General features: G+C 66.9%; 15 protein-coding genes. 8 read left to right on the top strand and 7 right to left on the bottom strand.

The genetic code is table 11. The annotated features are described in order from the left end of the window. Window positions 1-36 precede the first annotated feature (36 nt). Together VG543_RS02490 and VG543_RS02485 are read right to left on the bottom strand one after the other, a co-directional pair. The gene (locus VG543_RS02490) at window positions 37-513 is read right to left on the bottom strand and encodes an EF-hand domain-containing protein (RefSeq protein ID WP_423177638.1); all 477 of its coding nucleotides are present in this window, start codon (window positions 511-513) and stop codon (window positions 37-39) included. A 98-nt stretch (window positions 514-611) separates the two neighbouring features. After that, a complete protein-coding gene (locus VG543_RS02485; protein WP_423177636.1) occupies window positions 612-1,256 on the bottom strand; it encodes a DoxX family protein in 645 nt (214 codons plus the stop codon). Between the two features lie 342 nt (window positions 1,257-1,598). On the opposite strand from VG543_RS02485, the gene VG543_RS02480 reads away from it, so the two are divergent. The 5 genes from VG543_RS02480 to VG543_RS02460 all read left to right on the top strand — a co-directional run bounded on the left by VG543_RS02480 (window position 1,599) and on the right by VG543_RS02460 (window position 6,488). After that, window positions 1,599-2,387, top strand: a complete 789-nt coding sequence (locus VG543_RS02480; protein ID WP_019659347.1) for an alpha/beta fold hydrolase — start codon at window positions 1,599-1,601, stop codon at window positions 2,385-2,387. A gap of 3 nt (window positions 2,388-2,390) precedes the next feature. Then, window positions 2,391-2,936, top strand: coding sequence for a redoxin family protein (locus VG543_RS02475; protein ID WP_021203082.1), 546 nt, complete (start codon window positions 2,391-2,393; stop codon window positions 2,934-2,936). A gap of 57 nt (window positions 2,937-2,993) precedes the next feature. Further along, window positions 2,994-3,734, top strand: coding sequence for a response regulator (locus tag VG543_RS02470; protein WP_207050089.1), 741 nt, complete (start codon window positions 2,994-2,996; stop codon window positions 3,732-3,734). Further along, window positions 3,731-5,044, top strand: a complete 1,314-nt coding sequence (locus tag VG543_RS02465) for a sensor histidine kinase (RefSeq protein WP_423177635.1) — start codon at window positions 3,731-3,733, stop codon at window positions 5,042-5,044. The genes VG543_RS02470 and VG543_RS02465 overlap by 4 nt, the downstream gene beginning before the upstream one ends. A 184-nt stretch (window positions 5,045-5,228) precedes the next feature. Then, window positions 5,229-6,488, top strand: coding sequence for an MFS transporter (locus VG543_RS02460; RefSeq protein ID WP_111098253.1), 1,260 nt, complete (start codon window positions 5,229-5,231; stop codon window positions 6,486-6,488). Window positions 6,489-6,492: 4 nt separating this feature from the next. On the opposite strand, the gene VG543_RS02455 is transcribed toward VG543_RS02460, so the two are convergent. Continuing rightward, the gene (locus tag VG543_RS02455; RefSeq protein ID WP_111101871.1) at window positions 6,493-7,440 is read right to left on the bottom strand and encodes a nucleoside hydrolase; all 948 of its coding nucleotides are present in this window, start codon (window positions 7,438-7,440) and stop codon (window positions 6,493-6,495) included. 151 nt (window positions 7,441-7,591) lie between these two features. Here VG543_RS02455 and VG543_RS02450 point away from each other — a divergent pair, with 151 nt between their 5' ends. Next, the gene (locus tag VG543_RS02450) at window positions 7,592-7,918 is read left to right on the top strand and encodes a hypothetical protein (RefSeq protein ID WP_423177633.1); all 327 of its coding nucleotides are present in this window, start codon (window positions 7,592-7,594) and stop codon (window positions 7,916-7,918) included. 126 nt (window positions 7,919-8,044) lie between these two features. On the opposite strand, the gene VG543_RS02445 is transcribed toward VG543_RS02450, so the two are convergent. The 4 genes from VG543_RS02445 to VG543_RS02430 form a co-directional block, all read right to left on the bottom strand. Continuing rightward, window positions 8,045-10,237 (bottom strand): TonB-dependent siderophore receptor, encoded by a 2,193-nt coding sequence (locus VG543_RS02445; RefSeq protein ID WP_423177632.1) that lies wholly within the window; start codon window positions 10,235-10,237, stop codon window positions 8,045-8,047. A gap of 323 nt (window positions 10,238-10,560) precedes the next feature. Further along, window positions 10,561-12,249: a malate dehydrogenase (quinone) gene (gene mqo / locus VG543_RS02440; RefSeq protein WP_279936798.1), complete on the bottom strand. Its 1,689-nt coding sequence runs from the start codon at window positions 12,247-12,249 to the stop codon at window positions 10,561-10,563. Between the two features lie 227 nt (window positions 12,250-12,476). Then, window positions 12,477-12,923 (bottom strand): GNAT family N-acetyltransferase, encoded by a 447-nt coding sequence (locus tag VG543_RS02435; protein WP_005412603.1) that lies wholly within the window; start codon window positions 12,921-12,923, stop codon window positions 12,477-12,479. 169 nt (window positions 12,924-13,092) lie between these two features. Continuing rightward, a complete protein-coding gene (locus VG543_RS02430; protein ID WP_049416399.1) occupies window positions 13,093-13,998 on the bottom strand; it encodes a LysR family transcriptional regulator ArgP in 906 nt (301 codons plus the stop codon). 138 nt (window positions 13,999-14,136) lie between these two features. On the opposite strand from VG543_RS02430, the gene VG543_RS02425 reads away from it, so the two are divergent. Both VG543_RS02425 and VG543_RS02420 read left to right on the top strand, forming a co-directional pair. Continuing rightward, window positions 14,137-14,772: a LysE/ArgO family amino acid transporter gene (locus VG543_RS02425; RefSeq protein ID WP_019659326.1), complete on the top strand. Its 636-nt coding sequence runs from the start codon at window positions 14,137-14,139 to the stop codon at window positions 14,770-14,772. 167 nt (window positions 14,773-14,939) lie between these two features. Continuing rightward, complete coding sequence (locus VG543_RS02420) at window positions 14,940-16,922, top strand: alpha/beta hydrolase family protein (RefSeq protein WP_423177630.1); 1,983 nt, start codon at window positions 14,940-14,942, stop codon at window positions 16,920-16,922. Window positions 16,923-16,967: the final 45 nt, after the last annotated feature.

Genomic DNA, 16,967 nt, shown 5'->3' with positions numbered 1-16,967 from the left:
AGCGCCGCCTTGAAGGCGGCGCCGGGTGAACGTCGATCAATCGGCAACGCGGGAGAACAGGCCCTTCGGCATCGGCTTGCCGTTGGCGGTGTAGACGCTGCGCAGGTAGTCGTGCGCTTCCTGCTCGCTGATGTAACCGTCGTGGTCGGTGTCGATGCGGTCGAACTCGGCGGCACGCTTGGCGGCCACGGCGTTGAACTCGGCACGCGAGACCTTGCCGTCGTGGTCGCGATCAGTGCGGGCAAACGAGGCGTCGCCGCACTTGCCTTCGCCACACTGGCCCTCGGCCACCTTGGCCTTGCCGGCGGGCTTGCTGGAGGCGGTCTTGTTGGCCCCGCACTTGCCTTCACCGCACTTGCCTTCGGCGGCGGCGCTCATGGCCACCGCGCTGATCGCCAGCGGCTGGATCGCCGCGGCCTGGCCGGCCAGCAGCAGGCCACCGGCCAGGGCGATGCCGATGGCACCGATGCGCGGCAGGCGGGAGGAGGGGGTGTTCTTGGTCGAGACGGACATGGTGGTGACTCCTTGGGAATGGCACGCCAGGCGTGCGGGATGGACGCCGCCTGAAGGCGACGGAAACGAAAGGAAGAAGCGCGGGAAGGCGAAGCAGGTCAGGCGGTGCGACGACGGCGCAGCGCGTAGCCCAGCAGCAGCACGCCACCGAGCAGGGCGCCACCGAAGCCGATGCCGGGCAACAGCGCGGCAACCGGCAGCAACAGGGCGATCAGGCTGACGCCCCAGCCCAGGCCGTCACTGCCGACGGGGGCATGCTGTGGGCCGGCCAGCAGCCGGTCCACGCTGAGCGCGCCACCGCCGTTGAGGATCAATGGCAGCAGCATGGCCAGGAACAGCAGCGGCAGCTTGAAGTTGCCGTAGCCCTGGTCGGTGATCACATAGCCCTGCCAGAGTTCACCCAAGCCGTTCCACTGGTCGGGCCAGTGCACGGCGGCGATGGCGACCACCGTCAACACCCAGAAGACGTAGGCCACCGAGCGCGTGGCCAGGCCCAGCAGCAGCATCACTGCACCCACCAGTTCCAGCCACGTGGCCAGCTGCCAGTTCAGCGACGCGGGCAGTGTGGAGAACGGGAACGGGAAGCGGCCTTCCAAGTCGGCGAACCAGTTCTGGCCGCCCAGCTTCTCGCGGCCGGATTCAAAGAACTCCCAGGCCAGCAGGGTGCGCAGCGCCAACGGCGAGAGCCAGCGGCCGACGGCGTCCAGGCGGGGCGTATACACGGAAGAAGCGGTGCTGATCATGGTGGTGTCCTGCGGGCCAGTGGTCGATGGAAGCCATTCCAGGCGGCGCAGGTATCGGCAACGTGTGCCGTTGCCCGGGGTTTTGTCAGCGACTGTGGCCGCGGCCGGGGTTTCGTACAGTCAGATACAAAGACGATGCGCTGATGCGCATCGGGGCGTTGCGCGCCCGCGTGCGGGCAGCGATATCCACCCGAAAGCGCCCGGCCAGGACCGGCGCGCGAATGTATCCCACTGTAGAAACCCGCCTGCGCCCTACAGTCCGGTACAACTCCGCGCTGCGGAGAAACAGCGCCGATACACCGGCAGGCGGAAATGGCCACTCCCAACTCCGGAGTGCCCCCCATGATCCGTACCTGCTTGCTGGCCGCCGCTCTCGCCCTCGCCGCCGCCCCTGCCTTCGCTGCCCAGGCCGATACCGTTGCACCGCCCACCGTCATCCTGGTGCACGGCGCGTTCGCTGATGGCTCCAGCTGGAGCAAGGTCATCAGCACCCTGCATGACTGGAAGCTGCCGGCGGTGGCCGTGCAGAATCCGCTCACCTCGTTGGCCGACGACGTCGCCGCCACCCGTCGTGCGATTGCCGCTGCGCCTGGCAAGGTGGTGCTGGTCGGCCACAGCTGGGGTGGCACGGTCATCACCGAAGCGGGCAATGACCCGAAGGTGCAGGCGCTGGTGTACGTGGCCGCGTTCGCACCGGATGCAGGACAGTCTTCGGCGCAACAGGGCGAGGGTTTCCCGGTTGGCCCGGGCCTGGCCCGACTGCAGGAAAGGGATGGCTACCTGACGTTGCCGGCTGATGCCGTCGCCCAGGACTTCGCGCCGGACGTGATGAAGAAGTCGGCCGCACTGCTGTACAGCACGCAGGTCCCGTTGAAGGCCAGCGCGCTGGGCGAAGTAGTGAACGTTGCGGCGTGGCGCAGCAAGCCGAGCTGGTACGTGCTCAGCCGCGATGACCGCATGCTGTCGCCGCAGCTGCAGGCCGCCACCGCCAAGCGCATCGGTGCACAGCTGCAATCGATCGGCAGCAGCCATGTGTCGCTGCTTTCGCATCCGGCGCAGGTGGCCGACAGCATCCTGGAAGCGGCGGGAGTGAAGCCGGCCGAATTGCCGCTGGCCGAGCAGGGGGGCTGAACGATGGCCGCCCTGCGTGTGTATGCGCTGCCGTTGCTGCTGAGCCTGCTGGGTGGGGCTGCGCTACTGATGGCCTGGCCCAGCCCGGAGGCCGACGCGCAGCCGGCACAGGCCGTTCCCGCTGCCGGGTTTGACGGTGGCGGGCCCTGGCACAACAGCCCACCGCTCACACTGAAGCAGTTGCGGGGGCAGGTGGTGCTGGTCGAGTTCTGGACCTACACCTGCAGCAACTGCCTCAACGTGGCGCCGTATGTTCACCGGTGGCATGCACGCTACGCGCCGCAGGGTCTGAGGGTGATCGGCGTGCATACGCCGGAGTTTGCCCATGAAGGGCTGCCCGGCAACGTGCGCAAGGCCATCGCACGGTTGGACATCACCTGGCCGGTGGTGCAGGACAACCAATACCGGATCTGGAACGCCTGGCGCAACCGCTTCTGGCCCGCACTTTACCTGCTCGACCGGCAGGGGCGGGTGGTCTACCGCCATTACGGCGAGGGCGACTACGCACGTACCGAAAGCGAGATCCAGCGCCTGCTGGCCAGCCCCTGAGCCGCGCTACCATGGCCGCGCAGCGCGGCCCTGACCTCCGTCTTCATCGAGAACGCAATGAACCATGTATCGCACATCCTGGTCGTCGACGATGACAGCGAGATCCGCCAGATGCTGGCCGACTACCTCCAGCGCAACGGCCTGCGCGTGAGCCAGGCCGACGGTGGCCGGGCCATGCGGGCGCTGATGGATACCCATGCCGTGGATCTGGTGGTGCTGGACGTGATGATGCCGGGCGAGGACGGACTGAGCCTGTGCCGCAACCTGCGCGCCGGCAAGCATCGGGCGGTACCGGTGGTGCTGCTGACCGCGCGCGACGACGAGACCGACCGCATCATCGGCCTTGAAATGGGCGCCGACGACTACGTGACCAAGCCCTTTTCTTCGCGCGAGCTACTGGCACGCATCAATGCGGTGATCCGTCGCACGCAGATGCTGCCGCCGAACCTGCAGGTGAGCGAAGCCGGCCGCCAGTTGGCCTTCGGCGAGTGGCGCCTGGATACCACCGCCCGCCACCTGCTGGATGCACAGGGCACCGCGTATCCGCTCAGCGGCGCCGAGTTCCGCCTGTTGCGCGTGTTCCTCGATCACGCCAATCGGGTGCTCAGCCGCGACCAGCTGCTCAGCCTCACCCAGGGCCGTGATGCCGAACTGTTTGATCGCTCGATCGACCTGCTGGTCAGCCGCGTGCGCCAGCGCCTGGGTGATGACGCGCGCGAGCCAACCTACATCAAGACCGTGCGCAGCGAAGGGTATGTGTTCAGCCTGCCGGTGCAATTGCTGGGGCCGGACGAATGAACACCGCCGCACGTCGTCCACGCTGGCCACGCACGCTGTCGGCGCGTCTGCTGCTGGTGCTGCTGGGCGGACTGTCCCTGGCCCACGCACTGTCCTTCGGCCTGCTGTTCTTCGAACGCTACCAGTCCACCCGCAGCATGATGCTGCGCAACCTCGACGAGGATGTGGCAGTGAGCGTCGCGCTGCTGGAACATTTGCCTGCGGAGCAGCGTGAGGCCTGGGTGCCGCGGCTGGAGCGGCGCACCTACCGCTATCTGCTGCGCCCGGCCGCGGCCGGACCAGGGCTGCAGACCGATCGTGCACGCCAGGTCACGGCGATCATCGACGACAGCCTGCAGCACCGCTATCCGTTGCAGGCGCGCCAGGTGGCTCGCCTGCCGGAGCGGTTCGAGGTGGAACTGCGCCTGCACGACGGCACACCCTTGACCATTGAAGTCACCCCGTCGGGCCTGCCGCTGGCACGTTGGCTGCCCGCCGTGCTGCTGCTGCAGCTGGCGCTGCTGCTGGTGTGCGCGTGGCTGGCAGTGCGTCTGGCCATGCGCCCGCTGCAGCAGTTGTCGCATGCGGTGGAGCATCTGCAGCCGGGCAAGGACGGGCCTGCACTGCCTGAAGATGGCCCTGCGGAAGTAGGCGGCGCAGCAGCCGCACTCAATGCCCTGCAGACACGCATTCGTGGCCATGTCAGTGAACGCCTGCAGATCCTGGCCGCGATCTCGCATGACCTGCAGACCCCCATCACGCGCATGAAGCTTCGGGTGGAGACCCTGCCTGAAGACAGCACCCAGCAGCGCCTGCTGGCCGACCTCGATCACCTTGGGCAGCTGGTGCGTGAGGGCGTGGCCTATGCGCGCAGCAGCCACGTTGCCGCTGGCGCGCCGGTGTCGATGGACCTGGGCGCGTTCCTCGCCAGTGTGGTCGGCGACTACGAGGACATGGGCAAGCCGGTCACTGGCGGTGCGCCCGCTGGACTGGTCGTGCAGACCTGGCCGCAGCCGCTGCGCCGCGTGGTCGGCAATCTGGTCGACAACGCATTGCGCTACGCCGGCGCCGCCGAGATCGAGGCGGGCCGCGATACGGCCGGAAGGGTGTGGATCAGCATTTCTGACCGTGGCCCCGGCATTCCCGAGGACCAGCTGCAGGCAGTGCTGGCACCGTTCCACCGGCTGGAGAGCTCGCGCAACCGCGATACCGGAGGGACCGGTCTGGGACTGGCCATCGCGGTGCAGCTGGCGCAGTCGCTGGGTGGTTCGCTGAGGTTGCACAACCGCGAGGGTGGCGGGCTGCGGGCGGAACTGCAGCTGCCGGGCTGAGTTGCCCGGCCTTGTGTTCCAGCAAGGATGCTTCTGCTTCGGCCCTGGCGGTGAGCGCTTCACCGGTCATGAAACCCAGTGCATGCACGCAGTCGACAGCCGATGACCGGCATTTCACCCCGTCCATGCCACGCTGCGCGGAACCTGCCCAACCGGGACCGAGGCTGTTGAAGGCGAACACGCAATGACTGCGGCGCGGCAGCGCTCGATGTGGGTGGCGGGCCTGTCCACGGTGGTGGAGTGGTACGACTTCACCCTGTACCTGTACTTCGCCACGGTGCTGTCGCGGGTGTTCTTCGGCGGTGGCGAGCAGGCGTTGCTGGTGACCTTGGCTGGCTTCGCGGTGTCCTACCTGATGCGTCCGCTGGGCGCGCTGTGCTTCGGCCACCTGGGCGACCGCCTGGGCCGGCGCTGGATGCTGCTGGCTTCGATGGCGTTGATGGCAGCGGCGATGCTGGCCACTGCACTGCTGCCGACAGCGGCCACGGCCGGTACGACGGCCGGCGTGCTGCTGCTGATCCTGCGCTGCGTGATGGCGTTTTCGGTGGGCGGTGAGTACACCGGGGTGGTGGCGTACCTGCTGGAAAGCGCACCGGCGCGACGACGTGGCCTGGTGACCTCGCTGGCCTCGGCCGCCAGCGAAGTGGGCGCCCTGCTGGCGGTAGCGATCTCTGCACTTACCGTCGCGCTGCTGCCCACACCGCAGCTGGACAGCTGGGGCTGGCGGATTCCGTTCTTCGTTGGGGCTGCGCTCGCGCTGGTGATCCTGGTTGCGCGTTCGGGCATGCACGAGTCGCCGGAGTTCGAGCGCCAGCGGCGCGAGGGCAGCATCCCGGCCACGCCACTTCGGCACGTGCTGCGCCACCACCCGCTGGCGGTGGCGCGCACCTTTGCGATCTCCGCCTTGGGCTCGATCACCTACTACGTGGGCATCACCTATGTACCGGCGTTCCTGCACGCACGGGGGCATGATGAAGGCGATGCGCTGTGGTTGTCGACGATCGCGGCGGTGGCGGTCATTGCGATCACGCCGCTGTGCGGCGCGTTGTCCGACCGCTTCGGACGACGGCCGATGCTGTTGGGTTTGACCGTGCTGGCAGCGCTGCTGCCGCTGTCCCTGTTCGCGTGGATGGCGCAGGCGACCGCACTGGGCATCGCGCTGGCGGCGGTAGTGCTGGCCTGCGTGGCCGGTGGCATCAGCGCGGTGGCGGCGCCGGCCACGGCCGAGCAGTTCCCCGGCGAAGGCAGGGTCAGCGGGCTGGCACTGGGGGTAACCATGGCCACTGCATTCTTCGGTGGCGCAACGCCGTGGCTGGCGCAATGGTGGGTGGAGCGCAGCGGCTGGGCAGCGGCGCCGGGCGCGATGATCGCGTTGGTGGCGGTGCTGGTGCTGCCGGTGCTGTGGACCCTGCCCGAGACGGTCCCGGGCAGGGCCAGGCGCTAGCGGGTCAGACCTTCAGGGTCTGCTCGATGTCAGCCAGCACCGCGGCCGCATCCACGCCGATGGCAATCGACTGCACCACATGGCCGTCCCACACGCTCGGGCCGAAGGCCAGGCCTTCCGGCTTGGGAATGGTCATGCCGCGGGCAACGCCGTCGGTGGCCACGCGCACGCTGGCGCGCTCGAACTGGAACAGCTCCGGGCGGGTCAGCGCGATGCAGGCGCAGCAGTCGTGCACGACCATGCCCTTGTGGCCGGCCTGCAGGTAGAAGTCGACGTAGTCCTGTGACAGTGCACGGACCAGCTCGGCGTCGGCACCGCCGATGGCGGCCAGCGTGTCCAGGCCGTCACGGTCCATTTCCACGCGGGTGGTGACGTCCAGGCCGATGGCGGTCACCGGCCAGCTGGCGGTGAACACCACGTCGGCCGCTTCGGCATCGCCCCAGATATTGGCCTCCGCAGCCGGGGTGATGTTGCCGTTGACGTGGAAGGCGCCACCCATGATCACCACGCCGCGTACCAGGCCGGCGATATCCGGCGCCTGCTGCAGGGCCAGCGCGAGGTTGGTCATGCGGCCGACCGCGACCAGGGTCACTTCGCCCGGATGGGCGCGGACCAGGTCGATGATCAGCTGGTGGGCGGGGCGGGTGTCGGCGGCCACGTCCAGTTCGGCCGGCACCGGGTAGTTGCCCAGTCCGTTGTGGCCATGGATGTGGACCGGCCAGGCTTCCGGGGTGGCTTCCGGCTGCAGCGGGCCACCGGCGCCGCGCGCGACCGGGGCGGCAAAGCCCCAGGCCTGCTTCAGGTACAGCGCGTTGTGCGTGGTTGAGTCCACCGAGGCATTGCCGAAGGTGGTGGTGACGCCGATCAGATCGATCTGGGCGTGCTTGTGCAGGTACAGCAGGGCCAAGGCGTCGTCGACGCCCGGGTCGGTATCGAAAATGACTTTCAGCATGTTCTTGTTCTTCTTCTTCCGTGTGGTGCGAGGGGCGCCGGCGGCCTGGAAGCAAGCCGGCGCGCCCCACATTGTCCCATCTTCATGACAGGCAGGGCCATTGCCGGGGCAGCAGGCCATAATGCCCCCAATCCGAGCACGGAGTCGCCGAATGCTGATCGCCGCCCTTCTGCTGGTCCTGCTGGTGCTGGGCCTGAACGCCGTGGCTACCGTGGTGATCGCCAAGCGTGATGGCCTGTCGGCGGGCGGCCGGACGGTGCAGCTGCTGATGGTCTGGCTGCTTCCCCTGGTCGGGGCCATCGTGTGCCTGGCGGTGGCCACGGCCGACGGCTCCGGGATCCGGGGCGACAACAGTCCCGGCAGTGGCTACGATCATCCGGGCGGCCATTCCGGCGACAGCTACAGCCATCACAGCCACAGCAGCTTCGACTGCAGCAGCGACGGTGGCAGCGGTGACGGCGGCAGCTGCGGCGATTGAGGTCCCTGCAGCGTCGAGCCATGCTCGACTGCCCTTCGCTCCAAAGCCGCGACGCCTGATCGAAAAGCAGTCGAGCATGGCTCGACGCTACAAGGTGCCGGGCACAGCCGGCCACCCCTGCCTGCCTCAGAACTTCCAGCGCAGGCTGGCCGACACGAAGCGCGGCTCGCCGTAGTTGTTGTAGTCCAGGTTCGCCCAGTAGCTCTTGTCCAGCGCGTTGCGCACGCTCAGCGTCGCCGTCCAGTTGTCGCTGATGCGGTAGTTGGCGTTGAACTGCACCAGCATGTAGGCCGGCTGGTTCACCGTGACCGTGCCGCCCAGCGGGTAGGCAATGTTGTAGCCCTGCACCTTGCTCTGCCACTGCAGGCCGCCGCCAACGCTCAGGCGTTCCAGCGTGCCGCGCAGCTGCAGTTGGGTGTTGAGCTGCAACAGATCCTTCGGCGGGTTGGCGTACAGCAGGTCAGTGGCCGCGCGGGTGACCTTGACGTGGGTGTAGCCGGCATTGACCGTCCAGCCCGGCAGGATCTCGCCGTTGACGTCCATCTCCCAGCCGCGCGCCTTGGTGCCGTTGACGCCGATGTAGGCCGAGGTGCCATCGCTGAGCGAACCCTCCGGCACGCCCATGTCGCGCACCGCGTAGTTGTCCTGCTTGGCCTCGAACACCGCCGCATTGGCGGTCAGGCGGCCATCGAACCACTGCGTCTTGATGCCCGCTTCCAGGTTGGAGCCCTGTACCGGCGCCAGCAGTTTCTCGTTGCGGTCCTTGTAGTTCTGTGGATTGAAGATCTCGGTGTAGCTGGCATAGGCCGACACGTTCGGGGTGATCTCGTAGACCAGGCCCACGTACGGAGTGACTTCATCGCTCACCTTGTACGCACCGCTGGTGCCGGTATAGGCGCCGGCAGCGTTGTACGAGCGGCTGAGCGTTTCCCACCGGCTCAGGCGTGCACCGGCGATCAGCGACAGCGGATCGGCCAGGTGCACGCGGGTAGCCAGATAGACGCCGCTCTGCGTGGTCTTCGCTACACGGCGTGCGCCGGTGCGGGTGTAGGTCACCTCGGAAATGTCGCCGTTCCAGGAGTACACATTGGGGATGTAGTAGCAGCGCTCACGCCCGCAGGTGGCCCAGTCGCCCGGGAAGTTCAGCGCGACGGTGTTCGTGGTCCCTTCCAGATCCGACCACTGGGCGCCGACCGTGAGGTCGTGGTCGCGGCCGAACAGCGGGAAGCTGCCGGTCAGGTAAGCATCGACATTGCGGCGGGTGTCTTTCGAATCACCGGCGGCGGCACGCAGGTAGATGCCCGATCCGGTCACCGGGTCCGGGTTGCCGGTGCCGTACAGGCGCACGTTCTGCACGTTTCCGCGGGTGTAGGCGGTGTTGACCTTCAACAGCCAGTTGTCGCCGAAACGCTGTTCCAGGTTGGCGAAGGCGGTGTTGCTCTCGCGCTTCCAGTAGCTCCACTTCGGCGACAGGTTGGTCGAGCGCGGCAGATGGGCGAAATTGCCCTGGTTGTCGAAGAACGGCACGGTGCCCCAGGTCGAACCGGTCGGGTTGTTGTCCTGGGTCTGGTAGCCGACGGTGACCGTGGTGCTGTCGGTGACATCGCCTTCAAGCACCGCCATGCCGGCCATCTTGTTCTCGTCGTAACGGTCGTAGTACAGCCCGCGGTCCGTGTAGGCGGCGACCACGCGGCTGCGGAAACGGCCATCATCGGTCAGCGGCGCGGTCACGTCGGCTTCCATGCGGCGGAAGTCCCAGCTGCCGGCGCTGACCGCGAATGACGCGTCGAATTCCTTGCCGGGGCGCTTGCGCAGCAGGTTGACCGTGGCCGACGGCACGCCAGCGCCACTGAGCAGGCCGTTGGCACCGCGGATCACTTCGATGCGGTCGTAGAAGGCGGTGTCGTATTCCTGGTTGGTGGACCCGCTGTAGGTGGGGATGCCGTCGACCTGGAAGTCGGTGATGGCGAAGCCGCGCGCGTAGTACAGCGGGCGCTGCGTGTCATAGAAGGACACGCTGACGCCGGTCACGTTGCGCATCACGTCATTGATGCTGAACAGCGATTCGTCCTGCAGGCGCTGCAGGCTGATCGCAGTGGCCGACTGCGGGGTTTCCTGCAGGGTGATCGGCAGGCGCGTGGTGCTGGCCGGCGGAGCGGACTGCTCGGCTCGCACGCTGACCCGGTCCAGGGTCTTGGCATCGGCTGAGCCGTCGGCGGCAGCAAACGCGCTGGGCGCCGCCAGCAGGGTCAACGACGAAAGCAGGGCAGCCGGCAGCAGCGCGCGGCGGGGCAGGCGGTTACGCAGGGTCAAGGACATGGTGGGCTCGATGCTTGGAAGCGGGGAAGGGTGGCGACAGTCGTCCAGTACCCGGGGCGGCGGCTTCGGGCACATCAGGTCCATCTGGGAGGGCGCGGTCACTGCGCAGGGCGCAAATGTAAATAATTCTTAACAACATTACAATTCGTATCAGTGCGCATGGGCGTCCAGGCGCCGGGCACGGCCGTCTGTAGAGCCGAGCCCATGCTCGGCTGCTTTTGGCTGGAGCCGAGCATGCGCTCGGCTCTACACCAGGGAGCCGCCCAAAAACGAACGGCCACCCGAAGGTGGCCGTCCGTCTGCATCGAAAGGAACGTGCGGGCTTACAGCGCCTGCAGTTCCTCATTGGCGTTGCGCTTTTCCTTGGCCTGCGCAGGCGCCGTGGCCGCAGCGGGCGATGCCGCGTTCGCATCCACCGGCACCTCCAGATACGGCAGGTGCAGGGTCTGGCTGGTCAGCGTGCGGATCTCGTTGACCAGCGCCGCACTGTCGTTGAGCTTGCGCCCATACGACGGCACGATCTCGCGCAGGCGGGTTTCCCAGCCGGCCTTCATCTGCTCCGGGAAGGCCTTGGCCATCAGGTCCAGCATGATCGGCGGCGAGGTCGACGCACCCGGCGACGCGCCGAGCAGGGCGGCAAGGGTGTGGTCCTTGTCGGTCACGATCTCGGTGCCGAACTGCAGCACCGCGCCCTTCAGCGGATCACGCTTGATGATCTGCACGCGCTGGCCGGCGGTGATCAACTTCCAGTCACCCGGCTTGGCATTGGGGAAGTACTTGACCAGCTCGGCCTGGCGGTCCGCATCGTTCAGGCGCGCCTGGCCCATCAGGTACTGCACCAGGTCCAGGTTGTCCTTGCCCACTTCCAGCATCGGGCCGACGTTGTTGTGGGTGACCGAGGAATACAGGTCCCACCACGAGCCGTGCTTGAGGAACTTGGTGCTGTACAGCGCGAACGGCCCGAACAGCACCACCGGCTTGCCGTCCAGCTTGCGCGCATCCAGGTGCGGCACCGACATCGGCGGCGAACCGGTCTCGGCCATGCCGTAGGCCTTCACGCCATGGCGCGAGGTCACGTCCTGGCCCTGGAAGGCGAGGAACTGGCCACCGACCGGGAAGCCGGCATAGTCCTTCGACTCCGGAATGCCCGACATCTGCAGCAGCTTGAGCGCGGCGCCACCGGCACCGATGAACACGAAGCGGGCGTGGGTGGTGGTCTCGGTGCCGGCCTTGAGATCCTTCACCGTCACGTTCCAGCTCTTGTCGGCGTTCTGCCGCAGCGCGGTCACTTCATGGTTCAGGTGCAGGCTGAAGTTCGGGCTGCGCTGCAGGCCGGCGGTCAGCTGGCGGGTGATCACGCCGAAATTGACGTCGGTGCCCAGCGGCATCCAGGTCGCGGCAACCTTCTGCTTCGGGTCACGGCCTTCCATCAGCAGCGGGGCCCACTGCTTGATCTGGGCCGGATCCTCGGAGTACTGCATGCCGTAGAACAGCGGATTCTTGACCAGGGCCTGCTGGCGCTTGTGCAGGTAGGCGATGTTGTCATCGCCCCAGACGAAGCTCATGTGCGGGGTCGGGTTGATGAAGTCGCTGGGCTGGCTCAGCCGGCCTTCCTTCACCTGGTGCGACCAGAACTGGCGCGAGACTTCGAACGACTCGGCGATGCCGACCGCGCGCTTGGTCTCGATGCTGCCATCGGGCAGCTCCGGGGTGTAGTTCAGTTCGGCGAAGGCCGAATGGCCGGTGCCGGCGTTGTTCCAGCCATCGGAGCTTTCACCGGCGACGCCATCGAGGCGTTCGTAGACCTGGATGTTCCAGTCCGGCTGCAGTTCCTGCAGGTAGGTGGCCAGGGTGATGCTCATGATGCCGGCGCCGACCAGCACAACGTCGACGGGCTTGTCGTTGCTGGCGGCGGGCACCGAGCGCTGGGTCAGCGGCCAGTACAGGAACAGCGCGGCGGCCAGCAACAGCAGCACGAGCAGGGCGAGAAGAGCCTTGCCAAATTTCTTCATGGGGGCGGGATCGTTGGCGGAGGGGAAGGGTCAGGATGCGCGTGGGGCAGGGAAAGGGCGTGAAGAAACAACGCCTTGCAGCATCCAAGTGCGATTCTAACCGGAACCGGTCCGTTTTTGATGCAACGCAGCATCCGGCGTTTCGCGCCATCCTCACCCGGTAGCACCGGGTGATACCGGCGAACGAAGCCTTGCCAGTGTCAGGCCATCCCTGGCGACAGCTTCACTCAGACCAGCTCAAGAATCTCGTCACCGGCCTCATCAATCTCGCCGGTCGGGCGCCAGCCCAGGCGCCGGTAGAAGCCATGCGAGCGCGAGCGTGGGTCGGCCGAACAGGCCAGGAACAGGCGTTGGTGGCCGGCATCGCGGGTCAGGCTGACCACGTCCTGCAGCAGCTGGCGACCGATGCCGCGGCCTTCATACTCGGGCAGCAGGGCCAGCACCAGCACCTCGCCGCTGTCGCGGTCGGCGAAGCAGTAGCCGGCCATGCGCTCGCCCTCCCAAGCGACGCGGCCGATCGAATCGCCCTGGGCGATGCCGGCCGCCCAGCTGTCCTCGGTGATGCCCAGCTCTGCCAACTGCGCGGCGCTGAAGGCGTTTTCGCGGGTGCGCCCGCGCAGGTCGATGCAGGCGGCGGCATCTTCGGGGCGCGCATCGCGCACGGCTATCGGCATACCGGACATCCTTGTAGTGATTGGCCCGCCAGTATCCGCATCACGCATGGACCCGGTGTGGAGGGTTGATGGAGATTGGATGGAGCAAAAAGGGGACGGAGGGGATCAAGTTGTCTTTGTCCGATGTGTCGCTTGGGCCTTATACGACTTAATCCCCTCCGTCCCCTTTTCAGCGCTTGCGCCGGATCAGCGCCGAGGAGGCATCCAGTACCGCGCGGGTGAGCAGGGCCATGGTCTGCACGTCACCCTTCCAGTGCTGCCAGTACAGCGGCACGTCTTCCCACGCGCGCTGGCGCACGTAGACCAGTCGCCCGGCGTCCAGATGCCGCTTGACCAAGGGCAGGGGGTTCATGGTCCAGCCCATGCCGCCCAGGTTGGCCTGCACGAAGGCGCGGGTGGACGGAATCCACCAGGTCGGCGCGGTGCTGGGCAGGTCGTCGCCCGCCATGCGCCGGGCGAAGCGCGACTGCATTTCGTCCTTGCGGTTGAATACCAGCACCGGGGCCTGCGCCAGCGCCTGCGCGGTTACGCCCTTGGCGAAATGGCGCTCGCGGAACTCGGGGGTACAGGTCGCCGCGTAGCGGATGCTGCCCAGCGCGTGGATCTGGCAGCCCTGCACCGGCTCATCCAGGGTGGTCACCGCGCCCAGCACCGTGCCCTGGCGCAGCAGTTCGACGGTGTGGTCCTGGTCTTCCACGCGCAGGTCCAGGGTGGTGCCGGTGGTCTGCGCGAACTGGTAGGCGGCCTGCGGAAACCAGGTTTCCAGGCTGTCGTGGTTCACCGCCACCGGGATGCTGGCCTGGGGCAGATCCTCATCGGCCAGGCCCATCCGGTGCAGCGCATCGTGTTCGAGCAGGGCGGTCTGCTCGGCCAGCTGAACGAGCAGCTGCCCCTCGGCGGTGGCGGTGGCAGGCGTGCCGCGCTTGACCAGCAGGCGGCCGATCCGGTCCTCCAGTGCCTTGACCCGCTGCGAGATGGCCGAGGGCGTGACATTCAGCGACTGTGCGGCGCGGTCGAAGCTGCCTTCGCGGATCACCGCGGCCAAGGCGCGCAGCTGGGCATGATCGATACGCATCGAATTAAGCTCGGCTAATGTTGGTTTAGGAAGTTTAGCTCGTCTTTTTCATGTTGCGGCGCGACAATGGCGCCCGTTCCGGTGCTGTCCGCCTTCGCGAGGCACCGTCCCCCCAAGCAAGTTAAGGCAGTGAATCCCATGTTCTCGGTCATCTCCGCCAGCACCGGCCTCGGTGCCTGGTTCTCTGGTGCAGCTACCGGCATCGGCCTGTTCGCCGTGGTCGGCGCCCAGAGCGCCTTCATTCTGCGCCAGGGCATCCTGCGCAAGCACATCGTGCCGGTGGTTGCCACCTGTGCGGCCATCGATGCCATCTTCATCTTCGCCAGCGTTGCCGGCCTGCGCACGCTCACCTCGGCGCTGCCGTGGCTGACCAGCGCCGTGCTGTGGACCGGCGTGGCATTCCTGGCCTGGTACGCGATGAAGTCGGCACGCCGTGCGATCGCCGGTGGCGGCGGCATGGGCGAGGCTGACAGCGATGACGGCAGCCGCCGCGCGGTGCTGATGGCCGCAGTCGGCTTTTCGCTGATCAACCCGCACTTCTGGCTGGACATGATGGTGATCGGCTCGATCGCCGAGAACTTCGGCAACGCCCGCATGGCCTTCGCCGCCGGCGTGGTGACCGCCAGCTGCCTTTGGCTGACCGCGCAGGGACTGGGCGCACGCCTGCTGGCGCCGCTGTTCACCAAGCCCAGCACCTGGCGTGTGCTTGACGGCACCATCGCCGTGATCCTCAGCATCCTGGCCCTAACGTTGGCGGTGCGCGGGGTCCACTGACCCGGCGCATGCCCCCCGAACCCACGTCCTGACTCTCTCTCCAAGGTAGTGGTAACGACGGCACCGGCAACGGTGCCGTCGTTTTTTCTGCCGATGTGGCGCGGCAAACGGTCACGTGCCTAGAATCGTGCATCCGGACAGGGTGTCCGGTTTTCCATGGGGGAAGGATGCGCAGGATTGTGCTTGCTGTACTGCTGGGAGCGGTTGTGGGCGGAGCATCGGCGGCGACGCTGGACCTGGATCGCTATCTGCGGCAGGAGTCGTTCACCGACATCAAGATTTCACCGGGGGGCGAGTACATCGCCGCGACGGTTCCGCTGGAGGCCGGGACCGCATTGGCGATCTACCGCATTGCCGACATGAAGATGGTGGGCAGCTTCCGCCCGCCCCGCAACGATCACGCCCACACCTTCGACTGGGTCAGCAACGAGCGGCTTCTGGTCGGCATGGCACAGAAGTTCGGGGTGCTGGAGCGGCCGACGCCGACTGGCGAATTGTTCGGCATCAATGCCAATGGCAAGGGCGGCGAGCTGCTGGTGGGTTACCGGGTTGCCGACCAGAGCCTGGGTACCAACATCAAGGTCAAGCCGGCGGGCCTGGTGGCCGCGTACCTCAGTGATGAACTCAAGGACGACGACCGCAACGCACTGGTGACGGTAATCCCGCTGGTCGGCAGTTCGCATGCACAGGTCGAGCGCATGGACGTGATCACCGGTCGCCGCAATGCGGTGGCACGGGCTCCCATTCCCGATGCGGACTTCACGACCGATGAGCAGGGCGAGGTGCGGTTCGCGCGCGCTGTCGTTACCGACGGCACGCAGAAGCTCTATTACCGCACGGGCAGCAACAGCGACTGGATCCTGCTCAACGATGAATCCCTGAGCAAGCGCATCGAGCTGCCGCTCGGCTTTTCGGCCGATGGTCGCCTGGCGTACCTGCAGGTCGAGCAGGCAGACGGGCCTGACGCCATTGTGAGCTGGGATCCGCACAGCAATGAGCGACGCACCTTGCTGCGCGATGGGACGGCCGACCCTGCACGCATCATCCGGCGCCCCGGCAGCCGCGTACCGGTCGGGGCGCTGTTCCTTGGCAGTGCACCGCGAACGGCATTCTTCGATGATGCCTCGGACGAAGCCCGCCTTTACCGCAGCCTCGAAGCGGGCCTGGGCGGAGCGGTCTACATCACCTCCAGCACGCGCGATGGCAGGACGGTGCTGGTGGAAACCTGGTCAGGCAGCAACCCAGGCGATTTCTATCTCTATGACACGGTGGCCAAGAGTGCTCGGCACCTGATCAGCCGCAGCGACTGGATCGACCCTGCGCTGGCCGCGCAGGTGCGTCCGATCAGCCTGAAGGCGCGTGACGGGCGTCCGCTGCATGGTTTCCTTACCGTCCCGCATGGCCACGAGGCCGGTGCGCTGCCGATGGTAGTGGTGCCACACGGAGGCCCGATCGGCGTTGCCGACGATGGCACCTACGACACCGAGGCACAGATGCTGGCGGCGGCAGGCTATGCGGTGTTGCAGGTGAATTTCCGCGGATCTTCCGGCTATGGCCGGGCCCACATGCAGGCTGCGCGCAAGCAATGGGGGCTGTCGATGCAGGATGACGTCACCGATGCCACGCGGTGGGCGATCGACCAGGGCGTGGCCGACAAGAACCGCATCTGCATCTACGGGGCCAGTTACGGTGCCTATGCGGCGATGATGGGGGCAGTGCGCGAACCAGGCCTCTACCAGTGCGCGGCCGGCTACGTCGGCATCTACGATCTGCCGTTGATGTACGCCCGCGGAGATATCCAGAGTGATGAGTCAGGCCTGGCCTACCTGCGCAACTGGCTGGGATCGCCCAAGGATCTGGCAGAGCGTTCCCCGGTGAATCTGGCTGCGCAGGTACGGGTGCCGGTATTCCTGGCCGCAGGTGGCCAGGACCAGCGTGCGCCGATCGTGCACAGCGAACGCATGGAAGCGGCATTGAAGAAGGCGGGTTCGCCGGTGGAAACCCTGTACGTCAGGAACGAAGGGCATGGCTTCTATTCGCCTGCCAACCAACGCACGTACTACAGCAGGTTGCTGGCCTTCCTCTCGCGCAGCCTGGGGGGACAGGTGGCCGCGCAGGCCGCGCCTGCGGAAAAGAGCAGCGCGCCCTGAGCACGCCGGGAGCGGCGGATGATCGATCCGCCGCTCGCGGATTTC

Origin of the sequence: Stenotrophomonas sp. CASM101, from assembly GCF_049384845.1 — a bacterium.
Taxonomy (GTDB): domain Bacteria; phylum Pseudomonadota; class Gammaproteobacteria; order Xanthomonadales; family Xanthomonadaceae; genus Stenotrophomonas; species Stenotrophomonas hibiscicola.
The sequence above is the reverse complement of the archived record's forward strand: the minus strand, read 5'-3'. Positions and strand labels throughout refer to the sequence as shown.